Source organism: Couchioplanes azureus, assembly GCF_014648355.1.
Classification (GTDB): Bacteria; Actinomycetota; Actinomycetes; order Mycobacteriales; family Micromonosporaceae; genus Actinoplanes; species Actinoplanes azureus.
Genome location: NZ_BMQY01000002.1, coordinates 652388 through 668927, shown reverse-complemented (window position 1 = coordinate 668927; position 16540 = coordinate 652388). Strand labels below are relative to the sequence as shown.

The 16540-nt window shown below is 70.6% G+C and carries 12 protein-coding genes; 7 read left to right on the top strand and 5 right to left on the bottom strand.

Annotation, left to right across the window (positions count from 1 at the left end; all coding sequences use genetic code 11):
- Positions 1–5: 5 nt before the first annotated feature.
- Complete coding sequence (locus IEY99_RS10085; RefSeq protein ID WP_189201679.1) at positions 6–821, bottom strand: class I SAM-dependent methyltransferase; 816 nt, start codon at positions 819–821, stop codon at positions 6–8.
- A gap of 569 nt (positions 822–1390) precedes the next feature.
- Between IEY99_RS10085 and rpsA the strand changes: the two genes are divergently transcribed.
- The 5 genes from rpsA (at position 1391) to IEY99_RS10060 (ending at position 10118) form a co-directional block, all read left to right on the top strand.
- Positions 1391–2896, top strand: a complete 1506-nt coding sequence (rpsA, locus tag IEY99_RS10080; protein WP_189201677.1) for a 30S ribosomal protein S1 — start codon at positions 1391–1393, stop codon at positions 2894–2896.
- 231 nt (positions 2897–3127) lie between these two features.
- Positions 3128–4330 carry a dephospho-CoA kinase gene (coaE, locus tag IEY99_RS10075; RefSeq protein WP_189201676.1) on the top strand — a complete coding sequence of 401 codons (1203 nt, stop codon included), beginning with the start codon at positions 3128–3130 and terminating at the stop codon, positions 4328–4330.
- 765 nt (positions 4331–5095) lie between these two features.
- Positions 5096–7228, top strand: coding sequence for an excinuclease ABC subunit UvrB (gene uvrB, locus IEY99_RS10070; RefSeq protein WP_189201674.1), 2133 nt, complete (start codon positions 5096–5098; stop codon positions 7226–7228).
- 708 nt (positions 7229–7936) lie between these two features.
- Positions 7937–8509 (top strand): GNAT family N-acetyltransferase, encoded by a 573-nt coding sequence (locus IEY99_RS10065; RefSeq protein WP_189201672.1) that lies wholly within the window; start codon positions 7937–7939, stop codon positions 8507–8509.
- 610 nt (positions 8510–9119) lie between these two features.
- Positions 9120–10118 (top strand): TerC family protein, encoded by a 999-nt coding sequence (locus IEY99_RS10060; protein ID WP_189201670.1) that lies wholly within the window; start codon positions 9120–9122, stop codon positions 10116–10118.
- Between the two features lie 300 nt (positions 10119–10418).
- On the opposite strand, the gene typA is transcribed toward IEY99_RS10060, so the two are convergent.
- On the bottom strand, positions 10419–12284 hold the full coding sequence (typA, locus tag IEY99_RS10055) for a translational GTPase TypA (protein WP_189201668.1): 1866 nt from the start codon (positions 12282–12284) through the stop codon (positions 10419–10421).
- A 336-nt stretch (positions 12285–12620) separates the two neighbouring features.
- Between typA and IEY99_RS10050 the strand changes: the two genes are divergently transcribed.
- Entirely contained in the window at positions 12621–13019 is a 399-nt protein-coding gene (locus IEY99_RS10050) for an uL11 family ribosomal protein (protein ID WP_229798420.1), read from the top strand.
- Positions 13020–13086: 67 nt separating this feature from the next.
- Here the strand turns inward: IEY99_RS10050 and IEY99_RS10045 are convergent, their stop codons facing one another.
- From IEY99_RS10045 to IEY99_RS10035, 3 genes are all read right to left on the bottom strand, one after another.
- Positions 13087–13716: an ATP-dependent Clp protease proteolytic subunit gene (locus IEY99_RS10045; RefSeq protein ID WP_189201664.1), complete on the bottom strand. Its 630-nt coding sequence runs from the start codon at positions 13714–13716 to the stop codon at positions 13087–13089.
- A gap of 91 nt (positions 13717–13807) precedes the next feature.
- The gene (locus IEY99_RS10040) at positions 13808–14458 is read right to left on the bottom strand and encodes an MBL fold metallo-hydrolase (RefSeq protein WP_189201662.1); all 651 of its coding nucleotides are present in this window, start codon (positions 14456–14458) and stop codon (positions 13808–13810) included.
- A 2-nt stretch (positions 14459–14460) separates the two neighbouring features.
- Positions 14461–15168 carry a maleylpyruvate isomerase family mycothiol-dependent enzyme gene (locus tag IEY99_RS10035; protein ID WP_189201660.1) on the bottom strand — a complete coding sequence of 236 codons (708 nt, stop codon included), beginning with the start codon at positions 15166–15168 and terminating at the stop codon, positions 14461–14463.
- 207 nt (positions 15169–15375) lie between these two features.
- Here IEY99_RS10035 and rsgA point away from each other — a divergent pair, with 207 nt between their 5' ends.
- Positions 15376–16416, top strand: a complete 1041-nt coding sequence (rsgA, locus tag IEY99_RS10030) for a ribosome small subunit-dependent GTPase A (RefSeq protein WP_189201658.1) — start codon at positions 15376–15378, stop codon at positions 16414–16416.
- The last annotated feature ends 124 nt before the right edge of the window (positions 16417–16540 follow it).

The following is a 16540-nucleotide window of genomic DNA, read 5'->3' as shown; positions in this document are numbered from 1 at the left end:
GTGTCTCAGGGCAAGTAACTGACGAATATCGCCGTGCCGGGGAAGAGCCGGCCGCGCAGCGGGCTCCACTGCCCCCAGATCTGGTCGTGCCCCTCCGGCCATTCCGGCTCGATCAGGTCGGTCAGCACGAAGCCCGCCGCCACGAGCTCGCGGATGCGGTCGCCCAGGGTCCGGTGCTGTTCCACGTACGTCGGCACGCCGTCGGCGTCCTGCTCCACATATGGCCGGCGGTCGAAATAGGGGTGTATCGCCCGCAAGCCCTCCTCTCCCGGTTCGTCGAGAAAGATCCACCGCATCGGATGGGTGATGGAAAATACCCATTTGCCGCCCGGTCGCAGCACCCGGGCCACCTCGCGCATCACCGCGGCGGAGTCGGCGACGAAGGGCACCGCCCCGAACGCCGTGCAGACCACGTCGAACGCGGACGTCGCGAAGGGCAGCGCGAGGGCGTCGGCTTGCACGAGCGGCACCCGTACCCCCGCGCGGTCTGCCGCTTGTTGCGCATGGCGCAGCATCCCCCCGCTCAGGTCCATCGCGACCACGTCGGCGCCCTGGCCGTCGAGCCAGCGCGCGGCCGCGGCCGCGCCGCACCCGAGCTCGAGCACCCGCCGGCCGCGCACGTCGCCGAGCAGGCGCGCGTCGGCCTCCCGCAGACCCTCCGGGCACCAGACGAAATCCACGTCGCCGAGGAACGCGCCATGCTCCTCCTGGTAGTCGTCGGCGTCCAGGTCCCACCAGTGCCGGCTCGCGGCGCGGCTCTCGTCGTCGGTCACCGCCCGGCGCAGCGTGGCGGCCTGGTCGGTGGGTTGCGCTTCGATCACCAAGCCACCGTACGGGGGCAGTACGACACTTTCTCCCCGGCGGCTGAACGGGCCGCCGCCGTCCGGCCCGGCGATCGCCGACGGCGGCGGGGCAGCTTTGGCCGCCCCGAGCGGGGCGGAGGTCCACCGGGGGCCCTGCATGTGCCGCGCCCTCCATGGAAACCGGGCCGGTTCTGTGGTGCGGAGATCTGTGGCACACCCGACCACTGAGCTGGTGCATCGACGCCGATCTCCGGATCGCCCGGCCCAGCCGGTGTCCTAGCGTGCATAAACGCCACAAAACGGGCGTGAAGACCGGCCTCGCGAGAACAATATGCCTCGGTCATCAGGAGGGCTTGCAACCTGTGGTAATGCGCACGGTAAGCTAGTCGATGCGCTCGCGGATCGTGTGCCTCGGCAGGGAGCAGGTTCCGCAGTCGTCGGTCCCAGCATGATCCTGCTCGCATGATCGTCTTCGCTTGATCGTCACGTTCCAGCGTTGTGATCACCGGTTGTTCGTGCTGTGCCCGTCGGCAGTTCCGCGGCGCGCAGAGACACCACGAAACCATCCGTTCGGAGCAACAGTCCACATGACGAGCAGCATCGAGGCCACCTCGAGCGCCACCAAGGTCACCGTCGACGATCTCGGCTCGGAGGAAGCTTTCCTCGCAGCCATCGACGAGACCATCAAGTACTTCAACGACGGCGACATTGTCGAAGGCACCGTCGTCAAGGTCGATCGGGACGAGGTCCTGCTCGACATCGGCTACAAGACCGAGGGTGTCATCCCCTCGCGCGAGTTGTCGATCAAGCATGACGTGGACCCCGCGGAAGTGGTGTCGGTCGGTGACCACATCGAAGCCCTCGTCCTCACCAAGGAGGACAAGGAAGGCCGCCTGATCCTCTCGAAGAAGCGCGCGCAGTACGAGCGCGCCTGGGGCACCATCGAGAAGATCAAGGAGGACGACGGCGTCGTGCGCGGCTCCGTCATCGAGGTCGTCAAGGGCGGCCTCATCCTCGACATCGGCCTTCGCGGCTTCCTGCCGGCCTCGCTGGTGGAGATGCGCCGCGTGCGCGACCTCCAGCCGTACGTCGGCCGTGAGCTCGAGGCGAAGATCATCGAGCTGGACAAGAACCGCAACAACGTGGTCCTGTCCCGCCGCGCGTGGCTCGAGCAGACCCAGTCCGAGGTCCGCACCGAGTTCCTCAACAAGCTCCAGAAGGGCCAGGTCCGCAAGGGCGTCGTGTCCTCCATCGTCAACTTCGGTGCCTTCGTGGACCTGGGTGGCGTGGACGGCCTGGTGCACGTCTCCGAACTCTCCTGGAAGCACATCGACCACCCGTCCGAGGTCGTCGAGGTCGGCCAGGAGGTCGAGGTCGAGGTGCTCGACGTCGACCTGGACCGCGAGCGCGTCTCGCTGTCGCTGAAGGCGACCCAGGAAGACCCGTGGCGCCAGTTCGCCCGGACCCACGCGATCAACCAGATCGTGCCGGGCAAGGTCACCAAGCTGGTTCCGTTCGGTGCGTTCGTCCGCGTGGACGACGGCATCGAGGGCCTGGTGCACATCTCCGAGCTGGCCGAGCGTCACGTCGAGCTGCCCGAGCAGGTCGTCCAGGTGGGTTCGGACGTCATGGTCAAGGTCATCGACATCGACCTGGAGCGTCGCCGGATCTCGCTCTCGCTCAAGCAGGCGAACGAGAACTTCGTGGAGGGCGAGGAGCACTTCGACCCCACCCTCTACGGCATGGCGGCCACCTACGACGCCGAGGGCAACTACATCTACCCGGAGGGCTTCGACCCGGAGACGGGCGAGTGGCTCGAGGGCTTCGACAAGCAGCGCGAGGCGTGGGAGAAGCAGTACGCGGACGCCCGCGAGCGCTGGGAGGCCCACACCAAGCAGGTGCAGGCGTCCCGCGAGGCCGACGCCGAGGCCGCGCTCAACCCGGCTCCGGCCGGCGGCGTGACCACCTCGTCCTCCTCCACCTCCACGAGCACGTCGGCCCCGGCGCGCACCGCGGAGGAGCCGGCCGGCACCCTGGCCACCGACGAGGCCCTCGCCGCTCTGCGCGAGAAGCTCGCCGGCGGCAAGAGCTGATCACGGCACCACGGTGACCCGGCCCGCTCGCCGGCGAACCTCACACCGGCCTCCGGGCCAGTGAAACTGAGACCGGCCCTCGGGCCGGACTGACGAGGGAAACCCCGTCCATCTGGGCCTGCGGGCCGGGGTGGGCGGGGTTTCTTCGTCGCCGCCCTGCCCTTTCCTGTGTTGTCCACAGGCCGTCGAGGCGGCAATGACACCAACCGATCCACCGGCGATACTTGACGCGTGCTCAAAGTGGGATTGACCGGAGGGATCGGCGCGGGCAAGAGCGCCGTCGCGCAGCGGCTGCAGGAGCTCGGCGCCGTGATCCTCGACGCCGACAAGATCGCGCGCGACGTCGTCGCCGCCGGCACCGACGGCCACGCCGCGGTCGTCGCGGCCTTCGGGTCCGAGGTCGTGGGCGCCGACGGCGAGCTCGACCGTCCCGCCCTGGGCGCGCGCGTCTTCGGCGACGAGTCGGCCAGGCGCCGGCTGGAGAGCATCATCCATCCCCGGGTGCGCGCCCGCACCGCGGAGCTCGCGGCCGCCGCCCCGGCCGACGCGATCGTGGTCAACGACGTTCCCCTGCTGGTGGAGACCGGGCTCGCGCCCACCTTCCACCTCGTGATCGTCGTCGATGCGGCCGCGGAGGTGCGCATCGCCCGGCTGGTCGGCGCGCGGGGCATGACCGCGGAGCACGCGGCCGCCCGCATCGCCGCCCAGGCCGACGACGCCGACCGGCGCGCCGCCGCCGACGTGGTGATCGACAACAACGGCGGGCTCGACGAGCTCACCGCCCAGGTCGACGAGCTGTGGCGCGCGCGGCTCCGGCCGTACGGGAAGAACCTCCGGCTCCGCAGGCACGCGCCCGTCGACGCAACCGCGCCCGTCGTGGCGTCGGATCCGGCCTGGCCCGGGCAGGCTGCCCGGCTGATCGCCCGGATCAACCACGCCCTGCGCCCACAGCTCGGCCGCGACGCCGACATCTCGCACATCGGATCGACATCCGTGCCAGGGCTGCCCGCCAAGGACCTGATCGACCTCATGCTCGCGGTCCCGACGCTCGAGCTGGCCGACAAGCTCGCCGACGCGCTGGCCGGCGCGGGCCTGCCGCCGAGGAACGGCGAGTGGTTCGACAACGCCCGGGGCATACCGGGCAAAACCTGGCCCAAGCGGTTGCACGGCAGCGCGGATCCCGGCCGGTCCGTCAACCTCCACGTACGGGTCGCCGGCTCCCCGGGCTGGCGCTTCGCCCTGCTGATGCGCGACCACCTCCGCGCGGTCCCGCAGGCCCGCGACGAATACGCGGCGGCGAAGGCCCACTGGGCCGAGATCCACGGCGACCCGGAAGGGTACGCGGCGGCCAAGGAACCCTGGTTCGACGCCGAGGCCACGGCGGCGCACGAGTGGGCGGAGGCCACGGGCTGGCAGCCACCGCTCCGGTCCTAGCCGTCCGCTCCGCGAACCCCGCTCCCGCGCCCGCCACTCAGGGTCCGCGGTGGTCCGCGGTGGTCCGCCCCAACCGGTTCCCCCGCCCCAACGGGTTCCCGCCGTCCGCGCCGGTTGCCGCTGCCTGGGCCAGCCCGCGCCGGTTGCCGCTGCCTGGGCCAGCCCGCGCCGGTTGCCGCTGCCTGGGCCAGCCCGCGCCGGTTGCTGCCGCCTGGGCCAGCCCGCGCCGGTTGCTGCCGCCTGGGCCAGCCTGCGCCGGTTGCTGCCGCCTGGGCCAGCCCGCGCCGGTTGCTGCCGCCTGGGCCAGCCCGCGCCGGTTGCCGCCGCTCGCGCTGGCCCACGTCTCGTCCTGCCCCGACCGCTTCCTCACGTCCGGGCGCGCCTTCCACTTCCCGTGGCCGGGGTTTGGAGCGGGACGTCGTATGGACGGATTCCGGCTCGACTCGTCCGAGCAAGGGTGGATTCCGGGCCGACTCGTCCCGGCCCGGACAGGCAGGGGCGCTCGCGGCGGCCGGTCGACGCCTGTCGCGTCACCCTTCGAGATGCGCTCTCCGGCATGACCGGGGCTGCAGTCCCGTCCCGTCCGTGGCGCCGTGTGGTGGCGCCGGATCGGCCGGGCGGCCGCCGCGAGCGGCCTACCCGCCCAGGGTAGATGCGCACGGCAAGCCGGACAATGCCCGGTGACCGAGCCGAATGTGCACCCTCCGAACAGCGGCCGTCCGAGCCGGCCCAAACTTGTCACACCCCCGACGTACCGTGGTCAGCATGGCGCTCGACATCCCACGACTCGACGGCACCTTCAAGGTCGTCAGCGACTACCAGCCGGCCGGTGACCAGCCCACGGCCATCGCCGAGCTCGAGCGCCGGGTGCGCCGCGGTGATCGCCACACGGTCCTGCTCGGCGCCACCGGCACCGGCAAGAGCGCGACCACCGCCTGGCTGATCGAGAAGCTGCAGCGGCCGGCGCTGGTGCTCGCGCCCAACAAGACGCTCTGTGCCCAGCTCGCCAAGGAGTTCCGCGAGCTCATGCCGCACAACGCCGTCGAATACTTCGTCAGCTACTACGACTACTACCAGCCTGAGGCCTACATCGCGCAGACCGACACCTACATCGAGAAGGACTCGTCGGTCAACGAGGAGGTCGAGCGCCTGCGCCACTCCGCGACGATGTCCCTGCTCACCCGCCGCGACGTCATCGTCGTCGCGACGGTTTCCGCGATCTACGGTCTCGGCACGCCGCAGGAATACCTCGACCGGGCCGTCCGGGTGAAGGTCGGCGAGGAGCTCGACCGCGACAAGCTGCTGCGCCGCCTCGTCGACATCCAGTATTCCCGCAACGACATGGCGTTCCAGCGCGGCACCTTCCGGGTCCGGGGCGACACCCTCGAGATCATCCCGGCGTACGAGGAGCTTGCCGTCCGCATCGAGCTCTTCGGTGACGAGATCGAGAAGCTCTACTACCTGCACCCGCTCACCGGCGAGATCGTCCGCGAGGTGGACCAGCTGGTGATCTTCCCGGCGACGCACTACGCCGCCGGTCCGGAGCGCATGGAGCGTGCCATCCGCGACATCGAGGCGGAGCTCGCCGAGCGCCTCGCCGAGCTGGAGCGGCAGGGCAAGCTGCTCGAGGCGCAGCGGCTGCGGATGCGCACGACCTACGACATCGAGATGATGCGCCAGGTCGGCTTCTGCAACGGCATCGAGAACTACTCGATGCACATGGACGGCCGGTCGTACGGCGATCCCGCGTACACCCTGCTCGACTACTTTCCGGACGACTTCGTGACCGTCATCGACGAGTCGCACGTGACCATCCCCCAGATCGGCGGCATGTACGAGGGCGACGCCTCCCGCAAGCGCATCCTCATCGAGCACGGCTTCCGCCTGCCCAGCGCGGCCGACAACCGCCCGCTGCGCTTCGACGAGTTCCTCGAACGCGTCGGGCAGATGGTCTTCCTGTCGGCGACCCCCGGCCCGTGGGAGCTGCAGCAGTCCGGCGGCGAATACGTCGAGCAGGTCATCCGCCCCACCGGCCTGGTCGATCCCGAGGTGGTGGTCAAGCCCACCAAGGGCCAGATCGACGACCTCATGCACGAGATCAAGGAGCGTACGGAGCGGGACGAACGGGTTCTGGTCACCACCCTCACCAAGAAGATGGCCGAGGACCTCACCGACTACCTGCTCGAGAACGGCATCCGCGTCCGCTACCTGCACTCCGAGGTCGACACGCTGCGCCGGGTCGAGCTGCTCAAGGAGCTGCGCAAGGGCGACTACGACGTCCTCGTCGGCATCAACCTGCTCCGGGAAGGCCTCGACCTGCCGGAGGTGTCCCTGGTCGCGATCCTCGATGCGGACAAGGAAGGCTTCCTCCGCAGCGGCCGCTCGCTCATCCAGACGATCGGCCGCGCGGCGCGAAACGTCTCGGGCCAGGTCCACATGTACGCCGACAAGATGACCCCCTCCATGCGCGACGCCATCGAGGAGACCGACCGCCGGCGTGCCAAGCAGATAGCCCACAACAAGGCCCACGGCATCAACCCCGAGCCGTTGCGCAAGAAGATCCACGACATCCTCGACGACATCTACCGCGAGGCCGAGGACACCGACACGGCCATCGGCGGTCACGGCCCCGGCGGCCACGTCGTCGGCGGCGCCGGCCGCCAGATGTCGCGCGGCAAGGGCCCGGTGCCGGAGACCCGCTCCAAGGCCAGGACGTCGTCGGGCCCCGCCAGAGAAGGCATGGCCCGCGCGGAGCTCGCCCAGCTCATCCAGGATCTGAACGACCAGATGCTGGCGGCGGCCCGCGAACTCCAGTTCGAGCTGGCTGCCCGCATCCGAGACGAGGTGTCGGAACTGAAGAAGGAGCTCCGGGGAATGGACGTCGCCGGAGTGAAGTAGACAAGCGGAACTCGGTGGGGACGGGACCGGAATCTCACTAGGCTCGCGCCCGTGGTCTCGATTGACGAGGTGGAATGGATCGTCGGCCCCGTCGCCGTCGAGGCGGAACTCGTTCCGCTGGCTGAGCGTTGCCTCGAAGCCGACGGCGGGTTGCCCCTGTCCGTCGACCCGGGCTTCCTCCGGCGCCGGTGGGCGGGAGACTCCGTGACCACCGTGCAGGTCCGTTCGAGTGGTGCGGCCGGCGCCCCGCCGAGCCGATCCGATCATGCAGCGGAGCCGCCCCACCGAACCCTCGAGGCGGCGCCGCCCGGGCCGTCTGCGGTGGCGTCGTCTCCAGCGGCGTCGTTCCAGCCCGGGTCGACTTCGGCATCGTCGTCTTCGGCGGCGTCGTTCGAGCCGGGGTTGTCTTCGGCGGCGTCCTCTCCGGCGGGGTCGTTTCACCTCGCGCCGTCTCCGGCATCGTCGTCTTCGGCGGCGTCGTCGCCAGCCGCGTCGTCTCCGGCCGCGCCCGGTCCGCCCGCACCGGATCGGCCTGGGGGCCGCCTTCTCGCCGTGGGGGCTGTCCGGCCGACGTCCGGTGACGGTCCGGATCCTTGGGCGGGTGGTGCGACGTTCGTCGGGTTGGTCGATCCCGCGGCTCGGGCGTGCGGTCTGGGGCGCCGGCTCATCGACTGGGGGCTGGCCGAATGCCGGCGCAGTGGGGGACCGGTGACGGTCGAGACCGAGTCCCTGACCGCTGATTCCCTCCGGCTGTTCCACCAGCGGGGTCTGCGACAGGTGTTCGCCGAGGACGTCATGCGGTTCGATCTGGGTGCTCGGCGCGTACCCGATGCGGTGTGGCCGGCTGGCACCACCCTCGCCGTGTGGTCGGATGCGGAGGCCGAGCGGTTCTTCCGGGTTTATGAGGCCGCTTTCCGGGAGCGGCCGGGCTTCCCCGGGTGGAGCGCGGGGCGGTGGATCGCCGGGGTGACCGGGGACGACGAGTTCCGGCCCGGGTGGTCCGTGCTGGCGACCGTTCCCGGAGTGGGCGACGCCGGCTTCGTGACCGCTGCCGTCGGATGGATCGTGCAGGTGGGTGTCGTTCCCGCGGCTCGGGGGCGTGGGCTCGGTGCGGCTCTCGTGTCGGAGGCCCTGCGGCGGATGCGGGCAGGGGGAGCGGATGAGGCGTGGCTCGATGTCAACGTCGACAACCCCGCGAGCGGGCTGTACCGGCGGCTCGGCTTCGAGGACCGGGGGCGACGGGCTCGGTTCAGAGAACCGCGGGCGGTGGGTTCGGCTTAGGAAAGTGCGGCGCGGTGGGCTTGGGCGCGCACAACCGCGGGCGGTGGGTTCGGCTTAGGAAAGCGCGGCGCGGTGGGCTTGGGCGCGCACAACCGCGGGCGGTGCGTTCGGCTTAGGGACCGCGGCGCGGTGGGCTCGGCTCGGAGAACCGCGGGCGGTGGGCTCGGCTCAGCGAACCGCCGGAGGTGCGCTCCGCTCGGAGAACCGCAGGCAAGGGGCTCGGCTCAGCGAACCGGGGAAGGTGCGCTCGGCTCGGAGAATGGCAGGCGGCGGACTCGGTTTCGCGCCAACTGAAGACAAACTAGCCTCCTAGGATGCCTTAGGCGGTGTGGGGTCGAAATCGCTGACCTGGGGAACCGTCTGCGAGAGCCCTGACACGATTGGCCGGGGTGACGTGTCATGGGAGCCCGGGATGCGACACAATGGCTCCCGTAGGAGGGGAGTATTCCTCTGCGCCGGTCTCGTCAGCACGGTCAGCGTCCTAGCGGCGCGCCCGGGGCCGGTGGTCTTCGCTCGCCGGGCGAAGGCGGAAGAGACCTCCGACAGTCACTTCGCCGCTTCGGATCCTCTTTCCGGTGCGGCGATGAGCCGTGTCTGCCGGAGGTCCTCGTTGAACGTCTCCACCTGGGTGTGGCTGGTCACCCTCGCCGCTCTCGTCCTCATGCTCGCCGTCGATCTGCTGATCGTCGGGCGGCGTCCGCACGAGCCGTCGATGCGGGAGGCCGGTGGCTGGGTCGCCTTCTACGTCGGCCTCGCCCTGGCGTTCGGGGTCGGGTTGTGGGTCACGGCCGGCGGGGGGCCCGCGGGGGAGTTCTACACCGGGTGGCTCACCGAATACTCGCTGAGCGTCGACAACCTCTTCGTCTTCATGATCATCATGGCGCGGTTCAACGTGCCGCGGCAGTACCAGCAGAAGGTGCTGCTCATCGGGATCGTACTGGCGCTGCTCATGCGGGGTGCGTTCATCGCCGCCGGAGCCGCGTTGATCCAGCAGTTCTCATGGGTGTTCTACATCTTCGGCGTCTTCCTCGTCTACACCGCGATCACGCTGCTCAAGGGCGGTGAGAACGACGAGGAGGACTTCAAGGAGAACATCCTGATCCGCTGGGCCAAGCGGGCGCTCCCGATCTCCAGCTCCTTCGACTCCGGCAAGATGACGGCGATCACCGAGACCGGCAAGCGGGTGTTCACGCCGCTGCTCATCGTCATGATCGCCATCGGGACCACCGACCTGATCTTCGCGCTCGACTCGATTCCGGCGATCTTCGGCATCACCAAGGAGCCGTACCTCGTCTTCACCGCCAACGTCTTCGCCCTGATGGGGTTGCGCCAGCTCTACTTCCTGCTCGGCGGCTTGCTGGAGCGCCTGGTCTACCTCAACATCGGGCTGGCGTTCGTGCTCGCCTTCATCGGCGTCAAGCTGTTCCTCGAGGCGCTGCACACCAACTCGGTCGGGTTCATCAACCAGGGTCACGGGGTGTCGTGGGCGCCGGAGATCCCGATCTGGCTCTCGTTGCTGGTCATCATCGGCACCCTCGGCATCGCCACCGTCGCCAGCCTGGTCAAATCGTCGCGCGACCAGAAGCAGCCGCTCAAGACCTCGGCCTGAGCCGGCAGCGCCGCCCGACGGGAAGCGGCGGCTCAAGACCTCGGCCTGAGCCGGCAGCGCCGCCCGACGGGAAGCGGCGGCTCAAGACCTCCGCCTGACCGGAAGGCGACGCGCGGCCAGAAGCAGCCGGCTCAAGACGTCGGTCCCACCAGAAGCAGCCGCCCAAGACCTCCGGCCGACGAGAAGCAGCCGCTCAAGACCTCCGTCCCACCCGACGACAAAGGCCCCGCTGTCACGGCAGCGGGGCCTTTCGAAAACCATGCGCGGGTACGGTGCCGAGCACCGTACCCGCGACGTGTCCTACTGCTGGTGCTTGCGCCGGGCCGCAGCCCGGCCGCGGGTCTGCTGGTCGAGCACGACCTTGCGGATGCGCACCGCGGCCGGCGTCACCTCGACGCACTCGTCCTCGCGGCAGAATTCGAGGGCCTGTTCCAGCGACAGCTTGCGCGGCGGGATCAGCTTCTCGGTCTCGTCGGCGGTCGACGAGCGCATGTTGGTGAGCTTCTTCTCCTTGGTGATGTTGACGTCCATGTCGTCCTGGCGGCTGTTCTCGCCGACGATCATGCCCTCGTACACCTCGGTGGTCGGCTCGACGAAGAGCTGGCCGCGCTCCTGCAGGTTGGTCATGGCGAACGCCGTCACCACGCCGGCCCGGTCGGCGACGAGCGAGCCGTTCTGGCGGGTGCGCAGCTCGCCGAACCACGGCTCGTAGTCCTCGAAGAGGTGGTGCATGATGCCGGTGCCGCGGGTCTCGGTGAGGAACTCCGTACGGAATCCGATGAGGCCACGGGCGGGCACCAGCCACTCCATGCGCAGCCAGCCGGTGCCGTGGTTGATCAGCTCTTCCATCCGGCCCTTGCGGGTGGAGAGGAGCTGCGTGATCGCGCCCATGTACTCGTCGGGGGCGTCGATGGTGAGCCGCTCGACCGGCTCGTGCAGCTTGCCGTCGATCATCTTGGTGACCACCTGCGGCTTGCCGACGGTCAGCTCGTACGACTCGCGCCGCATCTGCTCGACCAGGATGGCGAGGGCCAGCTCGCCGCGGCCCTGCACCTCCCAGGCGTCCGGGCGCTCGGTGGGCAGGACCCGCAGCGACACGTTGCCGATGAGCTCCTTGTCGAGCCGGTCCTTGACCATGCGGGCCGTGACCTTGCCGCCCTTGACCTTGCCGACCAGCGGCGAGGTGTTGGTGCCGATGACCATGGAGATGGCCGGCTCGTCGACCTGGATCAGCGGCAGCGGCTTGGGGTTCTCGGCGTCGGCGAGCGTCTCACCGATCATGATGTCGGCGATGCCGGCGACCGCCATGATGTCGCCCGGGCCGGCGCTCTCGGCGGGCTTGCGCTCCAGGCCCTCGGTGATCAGCAGCTCGGAGATGCGTACGTTGCTGATCGTGCCGTCGGTCTTGCACCAGGCGACGGTCTGGCCCTTGCGGATGGTGCCCTCGTGCACCCGGCAGAGCGCGAGGCGCCCGAGGAACGGCGAGGCGTCGAGGTTGACGACGTGCGCCTGCAGCGGCGCGCCCTCGGTGTAGGTCGGGGCCGGGATGGTGTCGAGGATCGTGCTGAACAGCACCTCGAGGTCGGTGCTGTCCTCCGGGACGGTGCCGTCCTTGGGCTGGGTCAGCGAGGCGATGCCGTCGCGCGCGCAGGCGTAGACGATCGGGAACTCGATCTGGTGCTCGTCGGCGTCGAGGTCGAGGAAGAGCTCGTACGTCTCGTCGACGACCTCCTTGATCCGCGCGTCGGGGCGGTCCACCTTGTTGATCACCAGGATGATCGGCAGCTTGGCGTGCAGCGCCTTGCGGAGCACGAAGCGGGTCTGCGGCAGCGGGCCCTCGGAGGCGTCCACGAGCAGGACGACGCCGTCGACCATGGTGAGGCCGCGCTCGACCTCGCCGCCGAAGTCGGCGTGGCCGGGGGTGTCGATGATGTTGATGGTGACGGGCTCGCCGTCGGCGGGCTGGTAGCTGATCGCCGTGTTCTTGGCGAGGATGGTGATGCCCTTCTCCCGCTCCAGGTCCATGGAGTCCATGACGCGGTCGGCCATCTCGCCCCGCGCGTGGGACTGGCTCCCCTGGCGCAGCATGGCGTCGACCAGGGTGGTTTTGCCATGGTCGACGTGGGCGATGATGGCGACGTTGCGAAGGTCGGTGCGGGTCTGCATGACCTCATTCTCGCCGGTCTGGGTTGCCGTCGGCGCCCCGGGGTTCATCTGCGTGATCGGTGTCAACCGCCGTCCCGTACGTCCCTTTTGTCGATGAACCGCGGCAACCCCCGAGGGGGCCGCCGGGCCCGGCGGAGGTCGCGATACACTGGCAGGTGGAACCCGAGACGGTGCACCCGCTTGCTCTCCCGGTGGCGTTTTGACCCGGGACCGAGCGCGGTAGTAAAGTCTCGGGGTTGTCGTGCGTTGATGATGCTGGCGAGCTCCTGACTTTGGCCCGTGCAGCACACACTAAGGAGCTTTTGCGCAATGCCGCCCAAGAAGAAGACCCATGAGGTGACCCTCGCGCTTGAGGCGGGTAACGCCGCGATGGTGGACCTCGGCAAGATGCTCGGCCCCACCGGCGCCAACATGCGTGCCGTCAAGGTCGAGTACGACGAGGCGACCGCGAAGAACCGTGGCGAGATCATCCCCGTCATCGTCACCGTCTTCGAGGACCGCTCCCACCAGCTCACCTACAAGACGCCGCCGACGAGCTTCCTGATCCGCAAGGCTCTGGGCATCCAGTCGGGCGCGTCCAACCCGCTGACCCAGACGGTGGGAACGCTGAGCGCGGACCAGATCAGGTCGATCGCCGAGCGCAAGCTCCCCGACCTGAACGCCAACGACGTCGACGCCGCCATCAAGGTCGTCGCCGGCACGGCCCGGTCGATGGGCGTCAAGGTCGCCGAGTAATCCCGGTCACCGGTTCTCTCCACGGCGCGGTTCCCTCCGGGGGACCGCGCCGCGGTATTTTGCGGGGCTACCGGGTCTTGCCCGCGATCACCACCTCGATGAGGCCGTAGTCCTTCGCCTCCTCGGCCGACAGGATCCGGCCCGCCGACAGGTCGTCCTCCACCCGGCTGCGGGTCTGCCCGGTCACCTCCACGAGGCGCAGGATCACCTCCTCCAGCTCCCGCAGGTGCTGCCCGGCCGCCGCGGCGACCTCGTCCGCCGTACCCGTGACTCCGGCGGCGCGGGGCTCCGCGAGCTTGAACCGGGCGTGCCGGTAGGCCGACCGTCGCTGCGCGGCCGCGAGCACCGCGACGACCGCGCCGCCCGCCTCCGAGGTGACCACCGCGTGCACCGGCGCGGTCATCGCGTCGATCACGTCGACGACCGCGTGGGCCGCGTTGAGCTCGCCGCCGCCGCTCGCCATGTGCAGGTGCACCGGCTCCGGGCCGGCCGCGTCCAGGGTGAGCAGCGCCGCGGCGATGCCGGTGGCGGCCTGACCGGTGAGCGGACCGCGGATCATGACGATGCGCTGGTCGAAGAGGCGCTCCTCGAGCCAGCCGGGGATGGTGGGGCCGCCGGCGCCCGGCGTGCCCGGCGGCCAGGATTCGGGGGAGGGTGGGAACGGCTGCCAGCGCATCGGGTCGTGGCGCAGATCCATCGGGACCTCCGAAGGCTCGAGGGGTGTTCCGACCCTACGTCCGCGCCGGAGCCCGTCCGGCATGTTTCCGCCCAGGGCTGACCGTCCGGCCTCACCAGCCGCGGGCGTGCCATTCGGGCAGGTGGGGACGCTCCGCGCCGAGCGTCGAGTCCTTGCCGTGGCCGGGGTAGAACCAGGTGTCGTCGGGAAGCCGGTCGAACAGCTTGGCCTGCACGTCGCCGATGAGCGACCTGAAGTTCTCGTCACCGTTGGTGGCGCCGACGCCGCCCGGGAACAAGCTGTCGCCCGTGAAGAGGTGGGCGATGCCGTCCGGCTCCCGGTAGAGCAGCACGATGGAGCCCGGGGTGTGACCGACCACGTGGATGACCTCGAGCGTGCAGTCGCCGACCGCGATGGTGTCGCCGTCGCGCACCGTGTCCGTCACCACCGGGATCGCCTCGGCGTCGTCCGCGCCGGCGATCGAGCGTGCGCCGGTCGCCTGGACGACCTCGGCGAGCGCGCCGTGATGGTCGTGGTGCCGGTGGGTCGTCACCACCGCCGCCAGGCCGCCGTCGCCGATCAGCTCCAGCAGGGTCGGCGCGTCGTTCGCGGCGTCGACGAGCACCTGCGTGCCGTCGGAGGCACAGCGCAGCAGGTAGGCGTTGTTGTCCATCGGACCGACGGACACCTTGGTGACGGTCAGGCCGTGGAGCTCGCGGACCGCCGGGGCCGAGCCGCGGCTGACGTCTCCGGTGTATCCCATGGTCACTTCCATTTCGGTACGGCCGGCAGCTCGCCGTCCGGGGACACGGTCAGGTCGGCACCGTCGGCGCGGCCGGCGAGCCAGGCGGCGAGGGAGCGGGTGGGACCGGCGACCACCGGGGTGGTCTCCTGCACATCGCCGATGGTCAGCGGGTGCTCCAGGCCGTGCGGGCGCAGCACCAGCGCCGGCGAGCCGTCGGTCACGCCGCCGACGATCTCGCGCAGCAGCCGCAGGGCGAACGCGTCCGACCAGTCCTCCGGGGTGTATCCGCGGCCCAGGTCGACGTGGTGCACCTCGACCTCGCGCAGCCGGGCCCACGGCACGTACGCGGCGGAGCGGTCCCAGGACGGCAGGTGGAACGTCCAGGCCTCGGCCGGCATGGCCGCCGCGGCGTCCGCGAACCGCTCGTGGGACTCGCGCAGGTCGGCGATCTGCTCGGCGAGCGGGCGGCCCCGGCCGGCCTCGATGCCCTCCGCCCGGGCCGTCGGCGTCGGATACTGCGGCGTCTCCACGCCGGTGCGGGCCCAGGTGAGCAGGTTGGTGAGGGAGTCGGCGTTGCGGGCCACGTGGGTCAGCACGTGCCCGATGGTCCAGCCGGGCAGCGGCGACGGGGCGGCCTCGGCGCCGGGCTCCAGCTCCTCGGCCGTCCGGACGAGGCGGGCGGTCGCCTGATCGACATCGGTCATCAGCACAAGTGGATCGATGGTCACCCCCTCAACCTAGTGGGTGGCCCGCGCGGGCAGCGACGAAGAAACTCGCTTTCGGCGCGGTCACGGCGACCGTACCGTTCGCTCAGACGCGTCGCAGACCCCCGGAGGAGGTGGGAACCGTGCCTTCCGTTCGTGCGTCCCGACTTCGCCCGGGAGCCCGCGCCTGACACCCGTCGGCGCCGCTCCCCACACCACAGAGGGTTTCCCATGTCTGACCTGCCCGCTCTGGGCTGGGACGCGACGCTCGCGTCCGCCTACCGTCCCTTCGACCGCGCCGACACCGTCCCGGCGCGGGTGCTGCGCGCCGATCGCGGCGTCTGCACCGTGCTCGCCGCCGACGGCGTGCACCGCGCGAGCCTCGCCGGCAGCCTGCTGATCGGTGCCGCGGCCGACCCCGCCGACCTGCCCTGTGCCGGTGACTGGGCGGTGCTGCGGCGCTGGCCGGACCGCCGGCTCACGCTCGAGATCGTGCTGCCGCGGCGCAGTGCGCTGATCCGGCGTACCGCGGACAAGGACTCCACCGGCCAGGTCCTGGCCGCCAACATGGACACCGTCGCGGTGGTCGAGCCGATGCATCCGGCGCCCGACGACGCCCGCGTGGAGCGGCTGCTGGCCCTGGCCTGGGAGTCCGGCGCGCAGCCGCTGATCGTGCTCTCCAAGAGCGACACCGCGCGCCATCCGGAGGCGATCGCGCGCCAGCTCGGCGAGCTGGCTCCGGGGGTACGGGTGCTGCCGGTCAGCGTCCGCACCGGTGCGGGCCTGTCCGAGCTGCGTGACCTCGTGGCGCCCGGGCGCACCCTGGCGCTGCTCGGCCGTTCCGGAGCGGGCAAGTCGACGCTCGTCAACGCGCTTGCGGGCGCCGAGGTGATGGGCGTACAGGAGATCCGGCGGGCGGACGGCAAGGGGCGGCACACGACCGCGTACCGGAATCTGGTGCCGGTCCCCGGCGGCGGCGCCGTGATCGACACGCCCGGCATCCGCGGGGTGGGCCTGCTGGAGACGGCCGCGGGGCTGGACCGGGCGTTCGCGGACGTCGCCGCGGTGGCCGGGCGCTGTCGCTTCGGTGATTGTCGTCACGACGGCGAGCCCGGCTGCGCGGTGCAGGCCGCGCTGGCCGACGGGACCCTGGTGCCGCGGCGGCTGGAAAGCTGGCGCAAACTGCACCGTGAGGTCGCCGTGGAGAGCGGGCGCCGGGCCGAGCGGCTCGCCGGGACGGCCGGCCCGGGTCGGCGCCGACCGCGACGCTGACCGGGAGCGCGGGGGATGTTCGAGGGAGGTTCACCCGCCGGGGTGACGGGAATTCGAGGTCCCGGCGGAGTGCTGTACCTCGGCGGTCCGCAAAATGTCGTACCCCGCGGTTAGGGTGGCGGCG